Origin of the sequence: Legionella lytica (assembly GCF_044626755.1) — a bacterium.
Taxonomy (GTDB): Bacteria; Pseudomonadota; Gammaproteobacteria; order Legionellales; family Legionellaceae; genus Legionella; species Legionella lytica_A.
Genome location: NZ_JBGORX010000002.1, coordinates 81,136 through 98,922, shown reverse-complemented (window position 1 = coordinate 98,922; position 17,787 = coordinate 81,136). Strand labels below are relative to the sequence as shown.

The following is a 17,787-nucleotide window of genomic DNA, read 5'->3' as shown; positions in this document are numbered from 1 at the left end:
ATTGCTTCTCTGACAGGATGAATCAATAATTAATTCATGGAGCGCTCTACGTCAAACTCTTCTTCGGTGTCAATTTCAATAAATTGTTGTTGTGCATCCAATGACTTGGGCTCTTCAACCTCTTCGATACCTAAAATGACTTTATCTAAGGTTTTAATAATAGGTATTAGTATGTTTTTATCAATCATGATAAGTCCTCTCTTTTTTTATGTGGGGTTCTTTTAAGCATAGTTCACCGTAGGGATTTCTCCATTAAAAAAGAGTAAAAATAGCGTTAGCTTTTTCACGGCGAAGGTATTTGTAATAGAAGGGGAACACCCCAGCTAATACCTCCTGTTTCACTATAATAGGATAAGGGGAGTACCGAGGTAGCATTTATATAGTTCCCTACGGTCAGGCAATGTAACATCCGGTTATCGCAGGTAAGCTGAAATAATAGAGTTAACGAGTTATTTTCTTCGTAAGGAGAGGTAAGTAGGGTTGCATCGCTCCACTCAATTTCTCCATTAGCACTAAAGTAATTTAAGGGATGTACTATCCCATTATTGAGGGTATAACCCATGGCTATACAGCTCAGAGTTGATGAGTCGCAATGCAGTGCATTTAAGCCGCTGGATGCAGCGGATACCGGGGGGGTGAGTAAGATGGTATTACCCCATGAAACGCCTCCGTCAGTACTCTGGTAGCTGAGAGGGACTTCATGTCCTGATAGGCGGGCAGAGCCTATGGCAATGCAGTGTAAACCGCTATTTGCATCGCAGTTAACTTGTACTAATGTACTTGCTGTAGCTTGAGTGGGAATGGGCAGCAAGGTGGAAGTGCTCCATGAGAGGCCGCGATCCTTGCTGTAATAGCTTATTGGAATAATGAGATTCCCGGTATTGGCATAGCCCACGGCCAGGCATTGTGTTAGCGCACTATCGCAAGCGACCCCAAGTAAAACTCCCGTAAATGCATTTTCAGGTAATATCGGTTGAATGTAGTTCCAATCGGCTCCATGGTTATGGCTATTATAAATCAGGGGTATTTCATTTCCTGGGGTATTCGAATAGCCCACAGCAACACAGTTTTGATTTTTCGTATCACAGAAAATATTAAGGAGGGCATTAAAATGTGTGTTTTCTGGTGTTGCCAGGGTGTGCGGAGCACTCCAAGTAGCGCCTCCATCATCAGTGGTATAGCAAAGGGGGATTCCGGTGTCCAAGGTGAGGGATGCTCCTATCGCCGTACACCTTATACCATCTTTACTGCAGTTAATCCCTAATAAGAACGATTGGGCTCGTGATGAAATTTGGGCAAGTTGATTGGGCGAACTCCAGGAGATTCCCCCATCCGTTGTCGTGTAACTTAATGGCTGTGTTGCAGTTGCGTTTTGGGAGTATCCCACCGCAATACACTTCATTGCGGTATCATCGCAAGATAAGCCTGGAAGCGTTGTAATGCTATTAAAATGAGCAGTCCCAGGAGTGCTTGAAATTCGAAGAGGATTTAATATTTGGGGGGCTCCAAAGCATAAAAGTGGAAATAAATAAATTTGTAACACTCGGAGTAGCGTTCTTTCCATGATCAACTTCCTAAAAATATCCGCACTCAGTAAGTCTTCGGCGATGAACTAAAAGATTTTACTTATTTTATTTGGCGATATCATTAAATTTTGATATTATTTTTTAAGGATTTTTTCCGAAAGGAATATTAAAAAAAGGGATTTTTTTATGGAGAGAAGAATTTTAAATTTCTTAAAAGAAAATAGGAAAAGAATTTTAGTGTTAATTCTTTTAACACCAATATCAATCAATATTTATGCTGCAACGGCAACAACCACATTTCAAGTAACTGCAACCGTGCTGAAAGCGTGTGTTGTGTCAGCCACAACGGTGGCTTTTGGTACGTACAATCCAGTTGGCGGCACTCCCACTACAGCGACGGGAACGATTACTACTACGTGTACGAATACAACAACCTATACCACTGGATTAAGTGCCGGAACCAGCTCTGGCGCCACGGTAACGACGCGAAAAATGACCGGGCAAACCACCTCATCAAATTTGTTGCCCTATGGTTTATATCAAGACAGTGCCCATACGGTTAATTGGGGAAATACTCCTGGCACGGACACTCCTGCAGCAGTTACAGGAAATGGGGCGGCGCAAAATGCTACGGTTTACGGACAAATTGCGGCGGGAACTGCGGCACCCATCGATACCTATTTAGATACGATAACAGTAACGGTTACTTATTAAATTCATCTGCTTTATGGTGTAGTTATGGTTTTGGTTTTAACAAAGTTATCAAAATGGTTTTTAATATTTTTTTTGTTGCTTGTGATAGCTCGGGGAAATGCTTTGGGGGTTTCTCCAACCTTATTAACGATTTCTCCTCAGCAATCTGTTGCGAACTTGATCTTAAATAACGAAAAAGCGGAGCCTGTAACCATCCAACTAGAAATGGTTCGCTGGCAACAAATCAAGGGAAAAGACGTTTACACTGCTACCGAAGCGCTTATTGCAACGCCGCAAATATTTATCTTACCCCCCAATGGGAGTCAGACCGTGCGGTTGGGACAGGAAAATCCTAGCTTTGGCGAACACGAACAAGCATATCGTTTATTCATTCAGGAGGTCGTTCCCAAGCTAAATATTAAGCGTAAAGGCGAGTTAAGAATGGCTTTGCGTATCAGTTTGCCCGTTATTATTAAAGCAGCTACTCCAGTTAGGCAAAAATTAAGCTGGCAAGTTCTTACCCCTCACAGCCCGATGCTCAGACTGAGGGCGGAGAATAAAGGTACTAACGTTTTATTTATCAATTTATTGCAAGCGTATACTCGCGGAAAACAGCCTGCAACGAAGCCAGAAGTTACGTTCGTTTATCTTCTTCCAGGGAGTAAGGCTGAGTGGACGTTACCCGCATTGACCAAGAATAAAGTCACATCCATTAAAGCATTTATTAATGACCAAACCTCGGTTATCAATGTGGATTAGAGTCTTTATCTGCATGCTTGGTTTTTTTATGCTTTCTGAGAACACACATGCGGAAAATAAATCGATGCTACAGCCCCTATTAGTGACTTTGACCCTTAATGGCATTGCCAGTACTAAAATCTATCGATGCTATCAGGATGAAAAAAAGCAAGTCTGGGCTGAGCAAAAAGATCTGAATGCGCTTGGTTTTCCTATTACAACTCAGGCCCCGATACACTATAAAGATAGAGAGTATGTCCTATTAGATTGGTACGAAAATATTGAGTACGCCTTGGATGAGCATGCGCTTATATTAATCATAAAAACTCCTCTTGCCTGGCATAAGAAAATAATTAAAACAAAAATTAAATTAGATAATGTAGGTTTACGTCCACAGCACTCCGGGGCTTTTTTCAATTATGACGCCAATAGTCGTTTCAATGGCTGGACACGCAAAACGGATTTCGCATCGTTTACAGAGGCAGGTTTGTTTACACCTTATGGTGTGGGAACCAGTAGCGTTTTATTAAATGGATACGACTTTTTTCAGTGTAAAAACGGGGTGACACGTTTAGAAACATCGTGGACTATCGATGAGCCCGAACATATTGCCAGTTGGCGTTTTGGTGATTCGATTAGCTCAGGCCTTGTATGGAATGGAGCGGTGCGTTTTGCCGGGGTGCAATATGCTACTAATTTTACTACGCAACCTTCTTTAATCACGTTCCCTCAGCCAGTTATTTCTGGCGAGGCTATTTTACCCTCATCAATCGATGTATTAGTGAATGGAATGGAAAATTACAGGCAATCGGTGGAGCGGGGAACTTATTATTTAGCACAACTTCCAGTAATCACTGGAGCAGGAACTATTCAAGTGATGGCCAAAGATATGTTAGGCCGAGAACAAATCAGCACATTTTCCTATTATGCAGCACCCGTATTATTAAAGCCCGGGCTTGCTGATTATTCATTTGAGGTCGGAAGTATGCGGTCGTGGTATGGCACTCGCAATTACCAATATGGACAGGCATTAGGTGTTGCTACTTATTCTTTAGGGCTAACGGAACACGATACGGCTGGTGTTCATCTTGAGCTATTAAAGGAGCATCAAACGCTAGGATTTTCTAATCATTATTTGTTAGGAACAGTGGGAGTTTTAAGCGTAGGGGTAGCAGGCAGTCATACCGCCAAGACAAAATCTTGGTCTGATGGGCAAATTAAACGTGGGTTAGGTGGCTTAATGAGTGTGGGCTTTCGCAGGCAAACTACTTTTTTAAGTTATGGAGCGCAGGCTACAGTTGCTAATCATGATTATTTTCAGATTGGCACTTTTCGTAATAAAGGATATCCCAATTTTACATTACAATCCTTTGTTGGGTTATCAACAGAACACTGGGGGGCGGTTTCTTTAACTTATACTGCACTGAATAACGCGTTTAATCCGGTCTTGGCAGCTCCCTATGAATATTTGTTGCCTAATTCTCAGGTATTGATGCTTAGTTACAGCAAAAATCTATTTAAGCGCGTTTTTTTCACTGTAAGTGGACTAAGCGATTTACGAGAGCGAAATAGTCAACAAATTTTTGCCACCTTGAGCATTCCTCTGGATGGTGGCAATAAATCGATTAGCCTTAATGAATATAGCCAAAGTGGTCAGCATCAGGAAAACATTCAGCTGATTAAAAACTTACCCCTAGGTAATGGCTATGGTTATCGTTTTACGGCGGCAGATAATAAAAGTAGTCCGGTAATTGGTGAGGCTAATTGGCAAACCAATCAAGGCTTATTGGGGGCGCGTTATATCAATACTAATGGGGGCCAATACGGAGAGGTGAACGCTCGGGGGAGCGTTATCAACTTTGCTCATCGTACTTTCTTTGCTCGCTATGTGGATCAAAGTTTTGCTTTAGTTGATGCATCGGGTTTTCATAATGCTGAGGTTTTGTATCGCAACCAGCCTATTGGTAAAACGAATAAGGCCGGGTATTTATATGTCCCGCAACTATTAGCTTATCAGCCTAATGAAATTAAACTCGATACCAGTAAGTTGCCGCTTACGGCACAAATTAAAGAGGCGAGTCGCACGGTTACGCCTTACCGACGCAGTGGCGTGTTAGTAAAGTTCGATTTATTTTTGGCCCAAAATATATTGTTGACCTTACATCAAAATAATGGTGAGCCCGTACCCGCTGGGGCGGTAGTTTATATGGATGAGGACCCTGCCCCGATACCTGTAGGTTATTATGGCCAAGCCTTTATTAGTAGCCAGGGCGGTACGCGTTTATCTGGCACTGCACGCTGGGAGGAGCAGATGTGTCATTTCTCCATAGATATTCCTGCCTCAGGAAAGGCAGTACAAAAAGAGCGAACATTATGCAATTAAAATTCATCATTTCATTTTTCATCCTGCTCAGTAATGGCATGGTTAATGCCAGCTGTATTGGCATTAACTGCTCATGCTCTACTAGTGCAAGTGCCGTAGCCTTTGGTACATATAATCCTCTTTCCGCCAGTGCTTTGACTGCTACCGGTAATGTTGGCGTGACTTGTTCTGCCTTGGTTGCCGGTCTGAATGTTTCCTATGTTATTTCCTTAAACGCAGGGCAAAATGGCAGCTTTTCTGCAAGAAAGATGGCTCTGGGGGGCTCATTGCTGCAATATAATCTGTATACCAGCTCTACCTATGCCACGGTCTGGGGGGATGGAACTTCAGGAACCAGTACGGTGAGTGATGCTTATTTATTGTCCTTACTTTCGGTAACAAGGAATTATACCGTCTATGGCCGCATGCCTGTTGCTCAGAATGTAACACCAGGAACTACTTATGCCGATACGATTACAGTAACGATAACTTATTAGGTTTACCTATCATGATGAAATTGCTGATTTTGCTGCTAATGCCTTATTTTAAGTATAAAATGTTATTCATTAGGGACTAAACTTAAGATAGAATACCTTCGTATTTATGCACTTGAGTTCATTATGAAAGAATCCGATACCCTGCAACGCTTTATTTTTGAACATGCCAATATTCGCGGCGAAATAGTACACATCGAACAAACCTATCAAACCATTATGGCGCAACGTAATTACCCGCCTATGGTTAAAAATTTGTTGGGTGAGGCTATTGTTTCCTGCTTGTTGCTGGCTTCCAGTATTAAATTTGAGGGCAGTTTGAATTTACAATTCCAGGGGGATAAGCGTTTGTCTTTGCTCTTGGTGCAATGCGACCATGAGCTGAACGTAAGAGCTTTTGCGCGCTTTGAAGGGTCTTTGGAAACTGAGGATTATGCTAAAGCCTTCCTTAGTGGGCAGATGGTGATGACGATTAATCAGGATAATCAGACCAACTCATATCAAAGTATGGTGCCGATACAATCCACGTCAATGAGCGAAAATTTAATGAATTATTTCGCTCAATCAGAACAAATATCTACACGTGTTTGGCTCGCAGTGAATGAAAATGCGGCTGCTGGAATGTTATTGCAATTAATGCCTGGGCAAGACTCGGTGCAACGAGAGCAGTTCTGGGAGTATGCGGTACAACTAGGACAAACCGTTAGTGAAGAAGAATTGTTAACCTTAGATAACCAAACCTTACTTTATCGCTTATATAATGAAACCGAAGTACGCGTTTTTGACAGTCGTCGTACCAAATTCCAATGCCGCTGCAGCCTGGAAAAAATGCGACAGGTTATTAATACCCTCGGCGAGAAAGAGGCACATGAATTATTAGAAGAGCAAGGTAAAATAGATATTCGTTGTGACTTTTGTAATACAGAATACCTCTTCGATGCGATTGATGTCGCCATGTTATTTCATAAATAGGAGCGGCTAGGTGTTGGCTACAAACTCTTATTACCTCGCTATCTAAGCTTGGCTTGCTCTTTTTTATTGACCTCTTGGAATGCCGAATTACCGCGGCTTGACCGCGGTATCCATCAATTCGAAGCCCCTCGCGAGAAGAAGCCATCGCGATTGCTACTGCAATGTTAGTTTCATCGAAGACAACAGATTACAATCCGTTTGGATTAGTTGCACGCATTGCCCGCGCATTGCCTGCAAGATTTGTTGTAGGTTAATAAATTGCTCACTCAGTTCAATGTAAAGCTCGGAGGAGGGTTTTGCCTCCAATTCACTTACACTTAAATAAGCTGCCTGTCCCATTTCGGAAAAATAACTGAGACTGACATGGCGTCGCTTGGCGATTCCAGGAAAAAGACCACAGAAAAGTAAGCTTTTATCGCCGACATCGCGTAGATATTGTGTTTGCATGAGACGTGGTTTATGAACCGACTCTAAAAAGTCAAGCGCAACAACTGATTCAATGAGCTTGGTTCCTTGAGAAAAGCGCATTAATAAAAACACCAAATAACTTTCAGTGTTTTCATTGAGTACCAGCCGAGTTGTCGCTTGAGCCTCATTGACCAAGGCATGCCATTGGCTAATATCAGTAGGATGTAAAATTAATGGTTGCATATAGCCCCCGTTTTTAAGCTCCTCACACTACTAGTCTAGCAAAGCTTTAGTATTTATGTGTATTTTAAGGCAAATCAGTAGTTTTTATTTTATATGTGCTTAAACATAAGCCCGCATATTCCATTGAATTGAGCTTAATTAACGGGCTGGATAGGTTTTAGTTGCCTATTGATGTATAATGTCGAATCTATGAACAAATACATTGTTTTTTCCTTTAAAGGCTATTTATGATTGAACAGATTCGCAATATTGCCATCATTGCACACGTAGACCATGGCAAAACCACCCTTGTTGATAAACTTTTACAACAAACAGGTACTCTTAATGAACGAGCTCCTAAAGTTGAGCGCGTTATGGATTCGAATGCTTTAGAAAAAGAACGAGGCATTACCATTCTAGCTAAAAACACTTGTGTGTACTGGAATGATCACCAAATTAATATTGTGGACACTCCAGGACACGCGGACTTCGGTGGTGAAGTTGAGCGAATTCTGTCGATGGTAGATTGCGTGCTCTTGCTGGTTGATGCGGTAGACGGCCCTATGCCACAAACTCGCTTCGTAACGCAAAAAGCGTTCGCACAAGGATTAAATCCAATCGTGGTGATCAATAAAATTGACCGCCCTGGTGCACGACCTGATTGGGTTATGGACCAAGTATTTGATTTGTTTGATAATCTTGGTGCCACCGATGAGCAGTTAGATTTCCCAGTTGTTTATGCTTCTGCATTAAATGGCTATGCTAAGCTGAATCTAGAAGATGAAGCCACAGACATGAGCGCTTTATTGCAAACGATTATTGATAAGGTTCATGCGCCACAAGTTGATGCTGAAGGCCCATTCCAAATGCAAATCAGTTCTTTGGATTACTCATCTTATGTAGGAACTATTGGTATTGGTCGTATTACTCGCGGTCAAATCAAAGCCAAATCGCCGGTGAAAATCATGGATAAAGACGGCAACATTCGTTCTGGCCGTTTATTACAGCTCTTAGGCTTTAGAGGTTTGGAGCGTGTGGAGATTGACCAGGCAAGCGCTGGTGATATCATAGCGATTACCGGTATCGAAGGCTTGAAGATTTCCGATACAGTTTGCGATCCGGCTATGGTTGAGGGGTTACCCGCACTTTCGGTTGACGAGCCAACCATCAGTATGACCTTCCAGGTAAATGATTCGCCTTTTGTGGGGCAAGACGGTAAATTTGTTACCTCACGTAAAATTCGTGAGCGTTTAGATACTGAGTTATTACACAACGTGGCCTTACGCGTTGAAGATTGCGACGATCCGGATAAGTTCCGTGTTTCTGGTCGTGGTGAATTACATTTATCTATTCTGATTGAAACCATGCGTCGTGAAGGCTATGAGCTGGCAATCTGTAAGCCAGAAGTAATTCTGCATGAAGTTGATGGCGAACAACAAGAGCCCTATGAGCGCTTAACCGTTGATGTGGAAGAGAACCATCAAGGTGCGATCATGGAAAAATTGGGTGAGCGCCGTGGTGAAATGCAAGATATGGTTCCAGATGGCAAAGGGCGAGTGCGTTTAGATTACATCATCCCAACGCGCGGCCTTATTGGCTTTCATAGCGAGTTCTTATCAGCTACTTCCGGTACTGGCTTGATGTATCACGTGTACGATCATTATGGTCCTGCATATAAAGGGCGTATTGGGAAGCGTGTGAATGGTGTATTAATCGCCAACTGCCAAGGGGCTGCACGTGCTTTTGCTTTATTTAACTTACAAGAGCGTGGACGTTTATTTGTTGAGCACCAAACACCTTGTTACGAAGGTATGGTGGTTGGTATTCATGCTCGTGATAATGATCTGGTTGTGAATGTAACTAAAGAAAAGCAATTAACCAACATGCGTGCTTCAGGTACGGATGAAAATATTATTCTAACGCCACCAATCAGATTAACTCTGGAACAAGCATTGGAATTTATTGATGAAGATGAATTGGTGGAAGTAACTCCTAATTCAATTCGTATTCGTAAAAAAGCGCTGAAAGAGCATGAGCGCAAAAAAGCATCTCGAGCAAATAGTGACGAATAAAACTAAATTTAAGCGTGTGATTTTATATGCACGCCAACATCGTGCAAACCCAGGGGTTAACGACAGCTTAAATCGCTTGGTTGAGTTCTTGGAAAGCCAAAAGGTTAGCGTCTACCAAGACGTTGACACTTTGTTGGGTTTTGACGTGCAATTACCGGTCTTAACTAAAAATGAGATGGGTGAAAAAAACGATTTGATCATTGTGATTGGCGGGGATGGTAGCTTGATTTCCGCCGCTCGCATGGCGACGAAAGTAAATACACCGGTTATCGGGATTAACCGCGGTCGCTTAGGCTTTTTGACCGATATTTTACCTCATGATATTGAAAGTCAGCTTAGCGCAGTTTTGGCTGGACAATATAAAGAAGAAAAACGTTTCTTATTGCATACTCGTATCTATGATGACAACGAGACTTATTTTGAAGGTGATGCCGTAAATGACGTGGTGCTTTCTCGTGGTAATGAAACCCATTTAATCGAATTCTCCGTATACGTAAATGAGCAGTTGGTCAGTCATTACCGCTCTGATGGGATGATTTTATCGACACCCACGGGTTCTACGGCCTATGCCTTATCTGCCGGTGGCCCCATTATGCATCCTGAATTGAATGCTATTGTGCTGGTGCCGATGTTTTCACACAGCTTAAGTTCACGTCCCTTGGTCGTTGATGGTGAATCAAAAATTGAATTACACATTAATGAAAGCAATGAGGCGGATTTGTGTGTGAGTTGTGATGGTCATCAGTCACGGATGGTGAAAGCAGGGCAGCGAGTAGCGATTCAAAAAGATGCACATCAATTACGATTGTTGCACCCACTTGATTATCATTACTATGATACATTACGATCCAAGCTTGGTTGGGAATCCACACATCAGGGATAAATCATGCTTACAACTTTGTGCATTGAACAATTTGCCATCGTGCAACACCTGGAATTAGATTTCACGCAGGGAATGACCGCCTTTACCGGGGAAACCGGGGCAGGTAAGTCGATTATGATCGATGCCTTATTGTTGGCATTAGGCGAACGCGCCGATGCATCAGTAATTCGTCCCGGTCAGGATAAATGTGATATCACGGCAGGTTTTTACGTGCATCAAAATTCGGAGCCGGCACAATGGCTTGCCGAGCAAGATATTCCTTGTGATGATGGCGAAGTTTATTTACGTCGGGTAATCTATGCTGAAGGACGTTCAAAATCCTACATTAACGGCCAACCTTTTCCCTTACAAAAAATTAAAGAGCTGAGCGAAAAGCTCGTGCATATTCATGGACAACATCAGACCCAAACCCTGATGCAGCATGCTACCCATCGCCAACAATTAGACCAGTACGCGAAGAGTCATCGCCTGGTTGATGAAGTGGCCCGCCTGTACAAACAGTGTCAAAAGGTTCAGCAAGAAATTGATAGCTTACACGGTTTAGAGCAGCAAGCCGACCGTGTTGAATTACTAAAATTCCAAATTGAAGAGCTTTCCGCATTAAATCTACAAGAGAATGAAATTGCGGCCTTGTACCAAGAGCATCAAATGATGCACCATGCGAAAGAATACTTGCAACACAGCCAACACATTCATGGTTTATTAAATGCTGAAGACGAACCGAATGTGTGTACCAGCTTAAATCATATTTTGCAATTGCTTAGCCAGCTACCGCAAGAGCAGGCGCAAATCAAAAATACCTATGAATTAATTAACGGTGCTTTAATTCAATGTGAAGAAGCCATTGGTGAAATGCAACAATTTGCCGAACGCGTGCATCTTGATCCAGAGCGCTTGCATGAAATAGAAAGCCGCATGAGTATCATTCATCAATTGGCGCGAAAGTATCATGTCGACAGCAGTCAACTGGCAGAGCACGCACAGCGCCTACAAAATGAATTAACCCTCTTACAAGACAGCGAAGGCAAATTAGCCGAGCTCCAACGCCAACACCGCGATTTGGTGGCGGCTTACGAACAAGCAGCAAACCATTTAAGAGGGGCCCGACAAGAGCATGCACCCAAATTGGCCCAGGAAATCACCACCAGTATTCAACAGTTAGGGATGCCTAAGGGATGGGTGGAAATTGACATCATTCCATTAGACAAGATGTATGCGCATGGGATGGATAAAGTCGAATATAAAGTATGTACTAACCCCGGTATGCAGCCTGACGCACTAAGCAAAATTGCCTCCGGTGGTGAACTCTCGCGAATTGGCTTAGCCATTCAAATGATTACCGCCCAACAAGGTTCTACACCAACCTTATTATTTGATGAGGTTGATGTGGGTATTGGCGGTGTTACCGCGGCCTTAGTAGGACAAATGTTGCGTAAATTAGGGGAACGCTTACAGGTATTTTGTGTTACTCATCAACCTCAGGTTGCCGCCTCAGCGCACAACCATTTTATGGTAGAAAAGAGTAGTGATAATACGCAAACCTTCACTCGTATTTCCTTATTGCAACCAGCGGAAAAAATCGATGAAATCGCCCGCATGTTAGGCGGCTTAACCATAACAGAACAAACACGCTCACACGCTCGAGAATTATTGCAGCAGAGCGCGTAACTAAGTTTAGGTTCGTCGTTGTTGGCAAACATGGCCACAGACTACGGACCTGCAAAAAAAGGAACTCAGGAATGCAACTAATACCAATCATTCTTTGTGGCGGAGCAGGTTCACGCCTTTGGCCAGTTTCCCGTGAATTACACCCTAAGCCTTTCATGCGTCTTGCCGATGGACAAAGTTTATTTCAAAAAGCCTTTATTCGCGGTGCTTCTTTACCTAATGTACGGGAGGCGATGATCGTGACCAATAAAGAGTTTTTGTTTAAAATGATTGAGGAAAGCTCCGAGGTTAATGCGAATCATATTAAAACCTCCTACATTATGGAGCCCGTCGGCCGTAACACGGCTGCAGCCATCGCATCTGCAGTACTGAATACTATTAATTTGCATGGTGAGCAGGCGATGATGCTGGTTTTAGCCGCGGATCATTTAATTCTGAATCAAGATGCATTCCAGACTGCAGTGAATGAGGCTTTAGAGTTGGCTGGTAATGATAAGTTGGTCACTTTTGGCATTTCTCCCACGGAGCCTAAAACAGAATATGGATACATTGAAGCGGATGTCAATCGAGTAGTACGCTTCGTAGAAAAGCCCGCCTTAGATAAAGCCCAGGAATATTTAATTTCCGGTCGTTTCCTGTGGAACTCAGGAATGTTCTTATTCTCCGCAGGGGCTATGTTGCATGCTCTTGAGCAGCATTGTCCTGAAATTTTGCAAGCCGTGCGTACTTGTTTTGCTAAGTCACACTTGGTGCATTACCAAAATGTTGTGGGTTTGGAGTTAGATGAGGAAACCTTTGCACAAGTCCCAGATAATTCTATTGACTATGCGGTCATGGAAAAAGCGGAAAATATCGCGGTGATACCCTGTCAAATCGGCTGGAGCGATGTAGGTTCATGGACCTCTATTGACGAATTGATAGAGCCTGATGCGCAAGGGAATCGCTTGGAAGGTGATGGAGATGTGTTTTTGCATGAGGTAACCAATTGCGATATAAGAAGTGATAATCGCTTGGTTGGTGCGGTGGGCCTTGATAACTTATTAATTGTAGATACTCCCGATGCCTTGCTCGTTGCCGAAAAGTCACGGGCTCAGGACGTAAAACATATTTATACCCAATTAAAAGCCTGTGGTCATGAGGCGTATAAATTACATCGCACGGTATATCGTCCTTGGGGTACTTATACCATTTTGGAGCAAAGCGAGCGCTTTAAGATAAAACGTATTGAAGTAAAACCGGGAGCAAGCTTAAGCCTGCAGATGCATCATCATCGCAGTGAGCATTGGATTGTGGTAAGTGGTATGGCTAAAGTCGTGAATGGTGAAGAAGAGTTTTTTGTGCGTGTTAACGAGTCTACTTATATACCCGCCGGTTGCAAACACCGCCTGGAAAACCCAGGAGTACTTGATCTGGTGATGATTGAGGTGCAAAGCGGTGATTATCTGGGTGAGGATGATATTGTACGTTTTCAAGATAACTATGGAAGAGGTTAATTGAGATGAAACTCCCCAGTTTTAAGTCTTATGATATTCGCGGTAAGCTTGGTGTTGATTTGAATGAAGAGCTCGCATACCGCATTGGTTTTGCATACACTCAATTTCTAAACGCCAATTCGGTGGTGGTGGGCAGTGATGTGCGTCATAGTAGTGAACCATTAAAACAGGCTTTAGCGCGTGGCATCATGGATGCTGGAGCCAATGTTATTGATATTGGCATGACCGGTACCGAAGAGGTCTATTTTGCGACTTTTTATTTAGGCGTGGATGGCGGAATCGAAGTGACTGCCAGCCATAACCCTATTGATTACAACGGCATGAAATTAGTGCGTAAGGATGCTGCACCCATTAGCGGCGATACAGGCTTAAAGGCTATTGAAGAGCTGGTGCTAAAAAATGAATTCCAACCTGTGGCGCATAAAGGACAATACAAGCAATTAAATCTCCTGGATGCTTATGTCGGACACCTACTAAGCTACATTAATCCGCAACAATTAAAACCATTAAAATTAGTAGTTGATGCGGGCAATGGCGCAGCAGGACACGTTGTCGATGCCATCGAAGCACGTTTTAAAGCAGCGAATATTCCCGTTAGTTTTATTAAAATTCATCACGAAGCTAATGGTGATTTTCCCCATGGCATTCCTAATCCCTTGCTCCTGGAAAACCGTCAAGCAACGGCAGAGGCGGTAAAGGCTCACCACGCCGATATGGGGATTGCCTGGGATGGTGATTTTGACCGCTGTTTCTTGTTTGATGATGAAGGTGAGTTCATTGAAGGATACTATCTGGTGGGCTTATTAGCCGACGCTTTTCTCAAGAAAGAGCCTGGTGGCAAAATAATTCACGACCCTCGCCTTACCTGGAACACAATTGATATTGCTCAGCGTGCTAATGGCCAGGCAATACAATGCAAAACAGGCCATGCATTTATCAAAGAGCGTATGCGTAGTGAAAACGCAATTTACGGGGGAGAGATGAGTGGACATCATTACTTCCGCGATTTCGCTTACTGTGATAGTGGCATGATTCCTTGGTTATTAGTGATTGAATTAGTGAGTCAGACTGGCAAGTCGTTAAAGAGCCTTATTGATGAATGTGTCCGTGCCTTTCCCTGCAGCGGTGAAATTAATTATGAAGTGGCTGATGCCAAGTTAGTAATGGAGCGTGTAGAAGCTCATTTTTCTGCCTTACAGCCTAAAATTGACCGCACTGATGGCATTAGCCTTGAGTTTGAACAAATGCGACTCAATTTGCGCGCATCCAATACCGAGCCGCTGTTACGATTAAATGTTGAAACTCGCGGAAATTTCCTTCTGGTGAAGGAAATCGTAGACGTAGTTGAAGCACTTATATTGAAATAAATGTTCTCTTGAGCGCTCCTGTTATTATGATTCATTTTATGATAATTTACGCCCCTTATCATGTTTAAAGTAGGATATTCCAAATGCTTAAAGTAATGACCATAGTAGGTACCAGACCTGAATTAATAAAGATGTCACGCGTCATTGCTGAATTTGATAAACATACAAACCATGTTTTAGTGCATACAGGACAGAATTTTGATTATGAACTGAATCAAATCTTTTTTGATGACTTGGAAATCCGGAAACCTGATTATTTTTTAGAGGCAGTAGGTGACACCGCTGCCCAAGCCATTGCGCGCATCATTGAAAAAGCCGATGAAGTATTGGAAAAAGAAAAACCAGATGCGCTGTTGCTTTATGGGGATACCAATTCGTGTTTAGCAGTTCTTTCGGCTAAACGTCGTAAAATCCCGGTATTCCATATGGAAGCAGGTAACCGTTGTTTTGATCAGCGGGTTCCTGAAGAATTAAACCGTAAAGTACTGGATCATTTGAGCGATATTAATTTGGTGTTGTCAGAACATGCACGCCGCTATTTAATTAATGAGGGTATCCCCGCAGAACGAATCATTAAAACCGGTTCTCATATGCAGGAAGTACTTGAGCATTTTATGCCTAAGATTTTACCCTCAAACATATTGGCTCAACTTGATTTACAACCCCAGCAGTATTTTTTAGTCAGCAATCATCGTGAAGAAAATGTAGACGTTCCAGAGAATCTACAGGATTTATTAGATACCTTACAGTCTTTGGCACAAACGTATAATATGCCGGTGGTAGTTTCTACACATCCGCGCACTCGAAAGCGATTAGAGAGTCTCAATGTCGCCGGATTGGATTCACGCATTCGCTTCTTAAAACCTTTTGGTTTTCTCGATTACATTAAACTGCAAATGGAAGCATTTTGTGTTTTGTCTGACAGTGGCACCATCACCGAAGAAGCATCACTGCTCAATCTTCCCGCGGTAACTATTCGCAATACGCATGAGCGTCCAGAAGGGATGGATGATGCGACCTTGGTCATGTGTGGCCTCAAGTCCGCTAGTGTCCTGGATGCGGTCCGTATAGTCACCTCCCAACATAATCAAAGTTCACGTACGTTTAACGTCGTTGCAGATTATGAGGGTGGTAGTGTTTCGAAAAAAATGGTTCGCATTGTAACGAGTTATGTTGATTATATTAATCGAGTAATATGGTCAAAATAGACTAATTTTAACATTCAGTAATTACAAAATTCATAAGGGAACAATATGAAATACATTCTTATTGCACTTTCATCTTTTATCTGGATATCTAACGCTTACGCTTATTTAGATCCAGGTACAGGTAGTTTAATCATTCAGTCTACTATTGCAGCGATTACTGGTGGACTTTTTATATTAAAAACTTATTGGCATAAATTAAAGGCAAAATTGTTTTCCAGGAGTGAAAAAATAAAAGATGATAATGACAGCCAACAAGCCTAATCAATTGCTCCATAAAGTAGAAGGGCATCGTTCCTCTTTCCGGGATCCTTGTGGACAAGTTTATAAGCTGAATGGGGAAATCTATCGCCAAATTACTGAGGCAGGTCATGCCGACTATCAGCATCTTATGGCCTCCGGACTATATAAAGAATTACAAGCGAAAGGTTATTTAATTCCTCACCAGGAAGTTGCTCTTGAATTGGCCTTCAATGAACAAGCTCAAGTAGTTTTAAAGCCGGAAGAAATAAGACTGATATCCTATTGTTATGAATGGTCTTTCTCTCAGTTTAAAGATGCTGCTTTATTGACCTTGGAAATTGCAAAACGAGCGATTGAACATGGAATGATTTTAAAGGATGCCAGTGCTTATAATGTGCAATTCCATCAGGGGAAGCCTATCTTCATTGATACGTCTTCTTTTGCTCTCTATAAGGAAGGAGAACCTTGGGTTGCTTATAACCAGTTTTGTCGACACTTTTTAGCCCCCTTATTATTAATGGCTAAAGTAGATATTCGCATGGGTAAGCTCACTCAGCAATATATTGATGGCATACCCCTTGATCTGGCAAGTAAGTTATTACCTTTCAAAAGCAAGTTTTCATTTTCTATTTTTGCCCACATTCATGCGCATGCCAAGGTTCAGCAAAAATATAGTAATGCGGGCAATGTGAACGCCGCGCGTAGTCAGAAAATTTCTAAAATAAATTTATTGGGCCTGATTGATAATCTTAGCTCTTTAATTAAAAAAATAACCTGGTCGCCAATAAAAACCGAATGGGGTGATTATTACAATCAAACCAACTATTCGGATGCGGCAACCAAGCACAAGGCCGACATCGTTAACGAGTTATTCCTTCTTTCTGGAGCTCGTTCTGCCTGGGACTTAGGTGGTAATAATGGTTATTACAGTCGGGTTATTGCCGGTGCTGGAGCAAAAGTTACTTGCTTTGATATCGATCCGATGGCTGTTGAGACCAACTATCAAAAAATTAAAAAGGATAAGGACCAATCTATTCTGCCGCTGCTGCAGGATTTAACTAATCCCAGTTCAAGCCTCGGTTGGCAACAAAGAGAAAGGGATGGCTTAGTCGAGCGTGGCGGCAAGGTAGATTTAATTATGGCCCTGGCGTTAATTCATCATTTAGCTATTTCCAATAATGTCCCTCTTGAGCTTATTGCGGAGCATTTCTCTCGATTAGGCGATTACTTGCTAATTGAATTCGTACCTAAGGAAGATTCTCAGGTAAAGCGACTGCTAGCCAGCAGGGCGGATATTTTCCCGAATTATCATTTAGAGTCATTCAGGAATATTTTTTCTCATTACTATACCATAGTGGAGGAGCGCGCTATTCAAGATACTTCGCGAACGCTTTTTTTGATGAAAAAAATAGGCTAGGCAAACAACCTCAATTGATCATTT

The 17,787-nt window shown here is 42.4% G+C and carries 16 protein-coding genes; 13 read left to right on the top strand and 3 right to left on the bottom strand.

Translation table 11 applies throughout. The features are described 5' to 3' along the window. Positions 1 to 29: 29 nt before the first annotated feature. Together ACD661_RS07915 and ACD661_RS07910 are read right to left on the bottom strand one after the other, a co-directional pair. On the bottom strand, positions 30 to 188 hold the full coding sequence (locus ACD661_RS07915) for a hypothetical protein (protein ID WP_400187324.1): 159 nt from the start codon (positions 186 to 188) through the stop codon (positions 30 to 32). Positions 189 to 283: 95 nt separating this feature from the next. After that, the gene (locus ACD661_RS07910; protein WP_400187323.1) at positions 284 to 1,564 is read right to left on the bottom strand and encodes a sialidase family protein; all 1,281 of its coding nucleotides are present in this window, start codon (positions 1,562 to 1,564) and stop codon (positions 284 to 286) included. A gap of 148 nt (positions 1,565 to 1,712) precedes the next feature. Here ACD661_RS07910 and ACD661_RS07905 point away from each other — a divergent pair, with 148 nt between their 5' ends. The 5 genes from ACD661_RS07905 to hslO all read left to right on the top strand — a co-directional run bounded on the left by ACD661_RS07905 (position 1,713) and on the right by hslO (position 6,785). Next, a complete protein-coding gene (locus ACD661_RS07905) occupies positions 1,713 to 2,240 on the top strand; it encodes a Csu type fimbrial protein (protein ID WP_400187322.1) in 528 nt (175 codons plus the stop codon). A 102-nt stretch (positions 2,241 to 2,342) separates the two neighbouring features. Continuing rightward, positions 2,343 to 2,978 (top strand): fimbrial biogenesis chaperone, encoded by a 636-nt coding sequence (locus tag ACD661_RS07900; RefSeq protein WP_400187321.1) that lies wholly within the window; start codon positions 2,343 to 2,345, stop codon positions 2,976 to 2,978. Positions 2,979 to 3,006: 28 nt separating this feature from the next. Then, positions 3,007 to 5,340 carry a fimbria/pilus outer membrane usher protein gene (locus ACD661_RS07895; protein WP_400187320.1) on the top strand — a complete coding sequence of 778 codons (2,334 nt, stop codon included), beginning with the start codon at positions 3,007 to 3,009 and terminating at the stop codon, positions 5,338 to 5,340. Beyond that, the gene (locus ACD661_RS07890) at positions 5,331 to 5,816 is read left to right on the top strand and encodes a Csu type fimbrial protein (protein WP_400187319.1); all 486 of its coding nucleotides are present in this window, start codon (positions 5,331 to 5,333) and stop codon (positions 5,814 to 5,816) included. Before ACD661_RS07895 ends, ACD661_RS07890 begins: the two co-directional genes overlap by 10 nt. 123 nt (positions 5,817 to 5,939) lie before the next feature. Beyond that, complete coding sequence (gene hslO, locus ACD661_RS07885) at positions 5,940 to 6,785, top strand: Hsp33 family molecular chaperone HslO (RefSeq protein ID WP_400187318.1); 846 nt, start codon at positions 5,940 to 5,942, stop codon at positions 6,783 to 6,785. Between the two features lie 153 nt (positions 6,786 to 6,938). Here hslO and ACD661_RS07880 read toward each other — a convergent pair whose 3' ends face one another. Next, positions 6,939 to 7,436, bottom strand: coding sequence for a hypothetical protein (locus ACD661_RS07880; protein ID WP_400187317.1), 498 nt, complete (start codon positions 7,434 to 7,436; stop codon positions 6,939 to 6,941). A gap of 227 nt (positions 7,437 to 7,663) precedes the next feature. Between ACD661_RS07880 and typA the strand changes: the two genes are divergently transcribed. The 8 genes from typA to ACD661_RS07840 all read left to right on the top strand — a co-directional run bounded on the left by typA (position 7,664) and on the right by ACD661_RS07840 (position 17,763). After that, entirely contained in the window at positions 7,664 to 9,487 is a 1,824-nt protein-coding gene (gene typA, locus ACD661_RS07875; protein ID WP_400187316.1) for a translational GTPase TypA, read from the top strand. After that, positions 9,447 to 10,370 (top strand): NAD(+) kinase, encoded by a 924-nt coding sequence (locus ACD661_RS07870; RefSeq protein ID WP_400187315.1) that lies wholly within the window; start codon positions 9,447 to 9,449, stop codon positions 10,368 to 10,370. The genes typA and ACD661_RS07870 overlap by 41 nt, the downstream gene beginning before the upstream one ends. Positions 10,371 to 10,373: 3 nt before the next feature. After that, positions 10,374 to 12,038, top strand: a complete 1,665-nt coding sequence (recN, locus tag ACD661_RS07865; protein WP_400187314.1) for a DNA repair protein RecN — start codon at positions 10,374 to 10,376, stop codon at positions 12,036 to 12,038. Between the two features lie 71 nt (positions 12,039 to 12,109). Further along, complete coding sequence (locus ACD661_RS07860; protein ID WP_400187313.1) at positions 12,110 to 13,531, top strand: mannose-1-phosphate guanylyltransferase/mannose-6-phosphate isomerase; 1,422 nt, start codon at positions 12,110 to 12,112, stop codon at positions 13,529 to 13,531. A 5-nt stretch (positions 13,532 to 13,536) separates the two neighbouring features. After that, on the top strand, positions 13,537 to 14,898 hold the full coding sequence (locus tag ACD661_RS07855) for a phosphohexomutase domain-containing protein (protein ID WP_400187312.1): 1,362 nt from the start codon (positions 13,537 to 13,539) through the stop codon (positions 14,896 to 14,898). An 83-nt stretch (positions 14,899 to 14,981) separates the two neighbouring features. Then, positions 14,982 to 16,106, top strand: a complete 1,125-nt coding sequence (gene wecB / locus ACD661_RS07850; RefSeq protein ID WP_400187311.1) for a non-hydrolyzing UDP-N-acetylglucosamine 2-epimerase — start codon at positions 14,982 to 14,984, stop codon at positions 16,104 to 16,106. Between the two features lie 45 nt (positions 16,107 to 16,151). Beyond that, a complete protein-coding gene (locus ACD661_RS07845) occupies positions 16,152 to 16,367 on the top strand; it encodes a hypothetical protein (RefSeq protein WP_252579826.1) in 216 nt (71 codons plus the stop codon). Further along, complete coding sequence (locus ACD661_RS07840) at positions 16,348 to 17,763, top strand: class I SAM-dependent methyltransferase (protein ID WP_400187310.1); 1,416 nt, start codon at positions 16,348 to 16,350, stop codon at positions 17,761 to 17,763. Before ACD661_RS07845 ends, ACD661_RS07840 begins: the two co-directional genes overlap by 20 nt. Positions 17,764 to 17,787 lie beyond the last annotated feature (24 nt).

What these genes read in the sequence shown, in the direction of transcription:
- ACD661_RS07915 (WP_400187324.1), bottom strand. Translation starts at nt 188, where the DNA reads ATGATTGATAAAAACATACTAATACCTATTATTAAAACCTTAGATAAA.
- ACD661_RS07910 (WP_400187323.1), bottom strand. Translation starts at nt 1,564, where the DNA reads ATGGAAAGAACGCTACTCCGAGTGTTACAAATTTATTTATTTCCACTT.
- ACD661_RS07905 (WP_400187322.1), top strand. Translation starts at nt 1,713, where the DNA reads ATGGAGAGAAGAATTTTAAATTTCTTAAAAGAAAATAGGAAAAGAATT.
- ACD661_RS07895 (WP_400187320.1), top strand. Translation starts at nt 3,007, where the DNA reads ATGCTTTCTGAGAACACACATGCGGAAAATAAATCGATGCTACAGCCC.
- ACD661_RS07890 (WP_400187319.1), top strand. Translation starts at nt 5,331, where the DNA reads ATGCAATTAAAATTCATCATTTCATTTTTCATCCTGCTCAGTAATGGC.
- hslO (WP_400187318.1), top strand. Translation starts at nt 5,940, where the DNA reads ATGAAAGAATCCGATACCCTGCAACGCTTTATTTTTGAACATGCCAAT.
- ACD661_RS07880 (WP_400187317.1), bottom strand. Translation starts at nt 7,436, where the DNA reads ATGCAACCATTAATTTTACATCCTACTGATATTAGCCAATGGCATGCC.
- typA (WP_400187316.1), top strand. Translation starts at nt 7,664, where the DNA reads ATGATTGAACAGATTCGCAATATTGCCATCATTGCACACGTAGACCAT.
- ACD661_RS07870 (WP_400187315.1), top strand. Translation starts at nt 9,447, where the DNA reads ATGAGCGCAAAAAAGCATCTCGAGCAAATAGTGACGAATAAAACTAAA.
- recN (WP_400187314.1), top strand. Translation starts at nt 10,374, where the DNA reads ATGCTTACAACTTTGTGCATTGAACAATTTGCCATCGTGCAACACCTG.
- ACD661_RS07860 (WP_400187313.1), top strand. Translation starts at nt 12,110, where the DNA reads ATGCAACTAATACCAATCATTCTTTGTGGCGGAGCAGGTTCACGCCTT.
- ACD661_RS07855 (WP_400187312.1), top strand. Translation starts at nt 13,537, where the DNA reads ATGAAACTCCCCAGTTTTAAGTCTTATGATATTCGCGGTAAGCTTGGT.
- wecB (WP_400187311.1), top strand. Translation starts at nt 14,982, where the DNA reads ATGCTTAAAGTAATGACCATAGTAGGTACCAGACCTGAATTAATAAAG.
- ACD661_RS07845 (WP_252579826.1), top strand. Translation starts at nt 16,152, where the DNA reads ATGAAATACATTCTTATTGCACTTTCATCTTTTATCTGGATATCTAAC.
- ACD661_RS07840 (WP_400187310.1), top strand. Translation starts at nt 16,348, where the DNA reads ATGACAGCCAACAAGCCTAATCAATTGCTCCATAAAGTAGAAGGGCAT.